This window comes from Thermomonas sp. (assembly GCF_047606765.1).
Lineage (GTDB): Bacteria > Pseudomonadota > Gammaproteobacteria > Xanthomonadales > Xanthomonadaceae > Thermomonas.
This window is the reverse complement of record NZ_JASGED010000043.1, coordinates 1-6617: the sequence shown is the minus strand read 5'-3', so window position 1 is coordinate 6617 and position 6617 is coordinate 1. Positions and strand designations below refer to the sequence as shown.

At 65.8% G+C, this 6617-nt stretch carries 5 protein-coding genes and 1 pseudogene; 5 read left to right on the top strand and 1 reads right to left on the bottom strand.

Annotated elements, in window-relative coordinates:
* Nucleotides 1-79: 79 nt before the first annotated feature.
* The 5 genes and pseudogenes from phoR to QM612_RS04185 all read left to right on the top strand — a co-directional run.
* A complete protein-coding gene (gene phoR / locus QM612_RS04205; protein ID WP_415252642.1) occupies nt 80-1408 on the top strand; it encodes a phosphate regulon sensor histidine kinase PhoR in 1329 nt (442 codons plus the stop codon).
* Nucleotides 1405-3483 (top strand): polyphosphate kinase 1, encoded by a 2079-nt coding sequence (gene ppk1, locus QM612_RS04200; protein ID WP_415252641.1) that lies wholly within the window; start codon nt 1405-1407, stop codon nt 3481-3483. The genes phoR and ppk1 overlap by 4 nt, the downstream gene beginning before the upstream one ends.
* Nucleotides 3484-3526: 43 nt before the next feature.
* Nucleotides 3527-5059: an exopolyphosphatase gene (gene ppx / locus QM612_RS04195; RefSeq protein WP_415252640.1), complete on the top strand. Its 1533-nt coding sequence runs from the start codon at nt 3527-3529 to the stop codon at nt 5057-5059.
* A 1-nt stretch (nt 5060) separates the two neighbouring features.
* Nucleotides 5061-6017: an aldo/keto reductase gene (locus QM612_RS04190; protein ID WP_415252639.1), complete on the top strand. Its 957-nt coding sequence runs from the start codon at nt 5061-5063 to the stop codon at nt 6015-6017.
* A 28-nt stretch (nt 6018-6045) separates the two neighbouring features.
* Nucleotides 6046-6135, top strand: a pseudogene (locus tag QM612_RS04185) (integrase core domain-containing protein); the annotation flags it as partial.
* Between the two features lie 98 nt (nt 6136-6233).
* Here QM612_RS04185 and QM612_RS04180 read toward each other — a convergent pair.
* The gene (locus tag QM612_RS04180) at nt 6234-6380 is read right to left on the bottom strand and encodes a hypothetical protein (RefSeq protein WP_415252638.1); all 147 of its coding nucleotides are present in this window, start codon (nt 6378-6380) and stop codon (nt 6234-6236) included.
* Nucleotides 6381-6617 lie beyond the last annotated feature (237 nt).

Genomic DNA, 6617 nt, shown 5'->3' with positions numbered 1-6617 from the left:
CTTGCCTCGATGCATGATGCTGGTCGCCTACCCCCTCCCAACCTCCCCCTGCGCGCAGGGGGAGGAGTAAAAGAACCGCATGTCGCCCGACGCCCGCTCCGCATGGTTCCGCACGCTCGGCCAGCTCATGCTGGTGCTGGCGGTTGGGCTGGGCGTGGGCCTGCTGATCGGGCATCCGTGGCCGGCGCTGACCATCGCCGCACTGGCCGTGGTGGCCTGGCATTACTGGAAACTGCGCGGCGTGTTGCTGCGGCTGACCGCCCGCCAGCGGCAGGCACCGCCTACCGGCACCGGCGTCTGGAACGAACTCGACCGCCTGCTGGCACGCGGCCAGTCCGAGATGCGCGCACGCAAGCGCCGATTGCTTTCGATGCTGCGCGCTTACCGCGCCGCCGCTGCCGCACTGCCGGACGCGGTGGTGGTGGTGGAACGCAACAGCCAGCGCATCCTGTGGTTCAACGAAGCCGCCACGCCATTGCTGGGGCTGCAGCATCCGCGCCACCAGGACGCCTCCGTCGTCACCGCACTGCAACCGCTGCCGATGGCCTCATGGCTTGCTGCCGGCCGCAATGCGGAGCCGCTGACCGACGTGGCCTCGCCCGCCAATGCAGGCATGCGCCTGAACCTGCGCCTCATCCCCTATTCCGATGAACTGTGGCTGCTGGTGGCGCGCGACGTCACCCGCACCATGCGGCTGGAACACATGCGCCGCGATTTCGTCGCCAATGTCTCGCACGAACTGCGCACGCCGCTGACGGTGATCCACGGCTATCTAGAAATGCTTGATCCGGAAGACAACCCCGACTGGGCACCGATGCTGGCCGAGATGCAGTTGCAATCGCAGCGGATGGCGCAGCTGGTCGAGGACCTGCTCACGCTGTCGCGGCTGGAAGCGCGCGATGCGCTGCCGGAAGAACCGGTGGCGATGACGCCGATGCTGACGGCCCTGCGTCGCGAGGCCGAAGCGCTCAGCCAGAACCGCCACCGCATCACGGTGACGGATGAAGCCGGCATCGACCTGCTCGGCTCCACCCGCGAATTGCACAGCGCGTTCGGCAATCTTGTCGCCAACGCGGTGCGCTACACGCCGGCAGGCGGCGAAGTCGAACTGCGCTTCGCGCGCGATGCCGATGGCGGCGCAACCCTGTCCGTGCGCGACACCGGTTACGGCATCCCCGCCGCACACCTGCCGCGCATCACCGAACGTTTCTACCGCGTCTCCACCAGCCGCTCGCGCGAGTCCGGCGGCACCGGGCTTGGCCTTGCCATCGCCAAGCACGTGCTTGGCCTGCACGGCGCGCGGCTCGAAATCGAAAGCGAAGTCGGCAAGGGCAGCGTGTTCGCCTGCCGCTTCGGCCCCGAGCGCGTGCAGGCGCGCGCGCCCAACCACGCCACTGCCACGCCATGACCACGCCATCGCACGCACCTTCCCTGCACCACGCATCGCTGTACATCAACCGCGAACTGTCGCAGCTCGACTTCAATTTCCGCGTGCTGGCGCAGGCGCAGGATCCAGCGGTGCCACTGCTGGAGCGGCTGCGCTTCCTGTGTATCAGCTGCACCAACCTCGACGAGTTCTTCGAGATTCGCGGCGGCTCGGTGCGGCATGCGCAAGAGCTTGGCCTGCCTGCCGCTGCCGATGGACTGGCCCCGGCCACGCTGTTGAGCCGCATCCATGACCGCGCCGCCGAGCTTGTGCAGGCGCAGTACCAGTGCTTTTACGACGAGCTGCGTCCCGCGCTGGCGAAGGAAGGCATCCGCCTGCTGCAGCGCGAACAGTGGACGCCGGAACAAAGCGACTGGCTGCGCACGCATTTCCGCAACGAAATCATGCCGGTGCTGTCGCCACTGGCACTCGATCCAGCGCACCCGTTCCCGAAGATCCTCAACAAATCGCTGAACGTGGTGGTCCTGCTGGAAGGCCGCGATGCGTTCGGGCGCGAAGGCCACCTTGCCATCGTGCGCGCGCCGCGCTCGCTGCCGCGCATCATCCGCCTGCCCGATGCCGACGGTGATGGCGACGCCTGCCACGATTTCGTGTTCCTCAGCTCGGTTCTGTCCGCCTTCGTCAGCGAACTGTTCCCCGGCATGACGGTCAAGGGCGCGCACCAGTTCCGGGTGACGCGCAACTCCGAACTGATCGTCGATGAGGACGACGTGGACAACCTGGCGCTTGCCCTGCGCGACGAACTGCTGGGGCGCGGCTATCTGCGCGCGGTGCGGCTGGAGATCGACGAGCGCTGCCCGCCCGAAATCGTGCGCATCCTGCTGGACAATTTCGAGCTGACCGAAAACGCGGTGTATCGCATCAATGGCCCGGTCAACCTGAATCGGGTGGTGCAGGTCTGCGACATGGTGCAGCGGCCCGACCTGCGCTTTCGCGCCTTCCAGCCACGCATGCTGCGCGAGATGGATGCGATGTTCGACAGCATCCGCCAGGGCGACGTGCTGCTGCACCATCCGTTCGATGCCTTCACCCCCGTGCTGGAACTGATCCGGCAGGCGGCGGAAGACCCCAGCGTGCTGGCGATCAAGCAGACGCTGTATCGCACCGGCAAGGATTCGCCCATCGTCGAACAACTGGTGCAGGCCGCGCGCAACGGCAAGGACGTCACCGTGGTGGTGGAACTGCGTGCGCGCTTCGACGAGGAAGCCAACCTTGGCCTTGCCGACCGCCTGCAGGACGCCGGCGTGCAGGTGGTCTATGGCGTGGTGGGCTACAAGACCCACGCCAAGATGCTGCTGATCGTGCGCCGCGAGGGCGAGCTGCTGCGCCGCTACGTGCATCTTGGCACCGGCAACTACCACAGCGGCACCGCACGCGCCTACACCGATTTCAGCCTGATGACCGCCGACCCGGACATAGGCAATGACGTACACCTGCTCTTCCAGCAGCTGTCCGGGCTGGCCGCGCCGTTGAAGCTGGAACGTCTGCTGCAATCGCCGTTCACCCTGCACAGTGGCGTGCTGGAACGGATCGCGCGCGAAGCCGCGCATGCGCATGCCGGCAAGCCGGCGCGGATCATCGCCAAGATGAACGCCCTCAACGAGCCCGCCGTGATCCGCGCGCTGTATGCCGCATCGCAGGCCGGCGTGCAGATCGACCTGATCGTGCGCGGTGCCTGCGCGCTGCGGCCCGGCATCGCCGGCGTGTCCGACAACATCCGTGTGCGCTCGGTAGTGGGCCGCTTCCTCGAACACCATCGCGTGTGGTGGTTCGGCAACGACGGCACGCCGGACCTGTTCTGCTCCTCCGCCGACTGGCTGGAACGCAACCTGCTGCGCCGGGTGGAAACCGCCTTCCCCATCCTCGACCCGGCCTGCGCCCGCCGCGTGCATCGCGAAGGCCTGCTCAATTACCTGGACGACAACCAGAATGCGTGGGAACTGCAGGCCGATGGCCGCTATGCCAAATGCACGCCGGACGAAGGCAAGACGCCGTTCTCCGCGCAGTTGTCGCTGCTGGATGATTTGTATGCGTGAGCGCAGGCCATAATGCGCGCATGACCCTGCATCACCGCCACGCATGAGATCCCTGCCCCGCCGCAGGCCCGCCGCCCCGGTACGCGACGGCGACATGCTGGCCGCGCTGGACCTTGGATCCAACAGCTTCCACATGGTGGTGGCGCAGCGCGTGCTGGGCCAGTTGCGGGTGGTGGATCGCCTGCGCGAAACCGTACGCATGGCCGAAGGCCTGGACGGCGTGGGCGGCATGTCGCCCGACGTGCTGCAGCGCGCGCTGGACTGCCTGTCGCGCTTCGGCCAGCGCATCGCCGACATTCCGCCGCAACACATCCGCGCGGTGGCGACCAATACCGTGCGTCAGCTACGCGCACCGGAAAGTTTCCTGCTGCCGGCGGAGTCCGCGCTGGGCCATGCCATCGAAGTGATCTCCGGCCGCGAGGAAGCGCGCCTGGTCTATCTGGGCGTGGCCCATGCGCAACCGCCGCGCGAAGACCAGCAGCGGCTGGTGATCGACATCGGCGGCGGTTCCACCGAATGCATCATCGGTCGCGGCTTTGTGCCGCTGGAACGCGAAAGCCTGCAAGCCGGCTGCATCGCCAGCACGCGCCGCTTCTTCCCGAACGGACGACTGTCCAAGAAAAAATGGAAGGACGCGCTCACCGAAATCACTGCCGAGTTCCAGCAGTTCGCCGCCGTCTATCGCAGCCTTGGCTGGGACGAAGCCATCGGTTCGTCCGGCACCAACAAGGCCATCGGCGAAATCTGCACGGCGATGAAGCTGACCAAGGGCGCGATCACCGCCGAGGCGCTGCCGCAGTTGCGTGAGCGTTTGCTGCAGGCCGAACGCATCGAGGACATCGACCTGCCCGGCCTGTCCGCCGACCGCAGGCCGATCATCGCCGGCGGCGTGCTGGTGCTGGAGGCAGTGTTCACCGCACTCGGCCTGCAACGCCTGCAGGTGAGCAAGGCCGCGCTGCGCGAAGGCGTGCTTTACGACCTGCTGGGTCGCGGCGGTGCCGACGATCCGCGCGAAGTGTCCGTGCATGCGCTGATGCAGCGCTACGGCATCGATGCCGCGCAGGCGGCGCGGGTGGAAGCCACGGCGCTGCAACTGTTCGATCAGGTGGCGAAGGAATGGAAGCTGGGCGCAGATGACCGCCTGATGCTGTCGCGCGCGGCGCGCCTGCACGAGATCGGCCTTGCCATCGCCCACAGCAGCTACCACGTCCACGGTGCCTACATCCTGGAAAACTCGGACATCGCCGGCTTCTCGCAGCAGGAGCAGCGCGTGCTGGCGGCACTCGTGCGCTGCCACCGCCGCAACGTGCCCAAGACCGTGTTCGAGCCGATCCCCGACCGCCTGCTGGCCGGCGCGCGCCAATGCGCGGCACTGTTGCGGCTGGCGGTGGTGCTGAACCGTTCGCAGCAAACGCAGGACATCCCCGGCCTGCGCCTGCGGGCCGAAGGCGAACGCCTGACTCTTGCGCTGGACAAGCGCTGGCTGCAGGCGCGCCCGCTGTTGCGCGCCGATCTGGAAGGCGAACTGACCGGCATGCCCGGACTTGGCATCACGCTCAAACTCACGGTGAATTGAAATGCAGAAACTCACGCTGGGCCACGATGGCCCCACCGCATCGCGCATCGCACTGGGCTGCATGCACCTGAGCCGCGCATGGGACGCAACGCCACTCACCAATGAAGAACGCCGCAACACGCAGGCACTGCTGGAAACCGCGCTGACGCACGGCATCAACCTGTTCGACCACGCCGACATCTATGCGCGCGGCAAGTCGGAACGCTTGTTCGGTGAAGCCCTGCGCGCCGCGCCGGAGCTGCGCCGCAACATGCTGCTGCAATCCAAATGCGGCATCCGCTTCGCCGACGATCCGCCCGACACGCCGCAACGCTACGACTTCAGCTTTGATCACATCACCGCCTCGGTGGACGGCATCCTGTCGCGGCTGGGCGTGGACTACATCGACATCCTGCTGCTGCATCGCCCCGACCCGCTGGCGCAGCCGGAAGAGGTGGCGCGCGCATTCGACGATCTGCATGCCGCGGGCAAGGTGCGCCACTTCGGCGTGAGCAACCACAGCGCCGGGCAGATCAGCCTGCTGCAAAAGCACCTGCGCCAGCCGCTGGTCGCCAACCAGCTGGAACTCAGCCTGCACCATCATCACCTGATCAGCGAAGGCATCCTCGTCAACCAGCCCGATGGCAATGCAGCGCATGCCGCTGGCCTGCTGGACTTCTGCCGGCTGCACGATATCCGCGTGCAGGCATGGGCACCGCTGGCAGGCGGCAGGTTTGCCGGTGATGCCGATGACGATCCGGTGACCGTCCTGCTGCGCAAACTTGCGGATGCACACGGCGTGGCGGTGGAGGCGATCCTGCTGGCATGGCTGCTGCGCCATCCTGCCGGCATCCAACCGATTGTGGGCACCACCAATCCCGCACGGCTGGCAGCCAGCTGCGCAGCGGATACGGTGGAACTGAGCCGTGAGGACTGGTACGCGCTGCTCACTGCGGCGCGTGGCGTGAAGGTGCCTTGATCGGGGTGTACAGTCGCAACGAGCAACCTTCATCGCTTGGATGCAACAGCACGGCATCAGGGACTTGCTGATCGAGCCGAGAAGGCCGATGCAGAACGGCTACATCGAGAGCTTCAACGCAAGTTCCGCTACGAGGGCAGGTCACAACAGCAACAAGCCAGCCGCTGAAGAAGAAGCCCGGGTGAGCGGGGCTTCTTGTACTCAGGTCTTGCAAGATCAAGTGACCATCACGCCTGCCAGGCCAATAATACTTACCGCAATAACAAGCACCCACGCCATTTGAAGCCCGGCCCAGAAATACCCAATGCCCCACACGATCAAAAGAATAGCAAGGCCCAAACCCGCTCTTTTAATGACGGACATGGTCAGCGCCTAGTCTTTACAGAAACAAGGCGATGAATTGGATTTATTCGCAGCACCAGCCGCTGCGGTAGCTGCAACTGCAGCCGCCCCTCCACTCTGGTAACCCGCATCTAGGGAAGGTCTGAACAAGCCGTCATTCCGGCGAAAGCCGGAATCTAGCTCTTTGGTAAGTCATTGAAAAAGCTGGATCCCGGCTTTCGCCGGGATGACGTTTCGGGAGTTGTTCAGAGCTTCCCT

Coding starts and splice junctions, on each gene's coding strand:
- ppx (WP_415252640.1), top strand. CDS start 3,527: ATGAGATCCCTGCCCCGCCGCAGGCCCGCCGCCCCGGTACGCGACGGC.
- phoR (WP_415252642.1), top strand. CDS start 80: ATGTCGCCCGACGCCCGCTCCGCATGGTTCCGCACGCTCGGCCAGCTC.
- QM612_RS04180 (WP_415252638.1), bottom strand. CDS start 6,380: ATGTCCGTCATTAAAAGAGCGGGTTTGGGCCTTGCTATTCTTTTGATC.
- ppk1 (WP_415252641.1), top strand. CDS start 1,405: ATGACCACGCCATCGCACGCACCTTCCCTGCACCACGCATCGCTGTAC.
- QM612_RS04190 (WP_415252639.1), top strand. CDS start 5,061: ATGCAGAAACTCACGCTGGGCCACGATGGCCCCACCGCATCGCGCATC.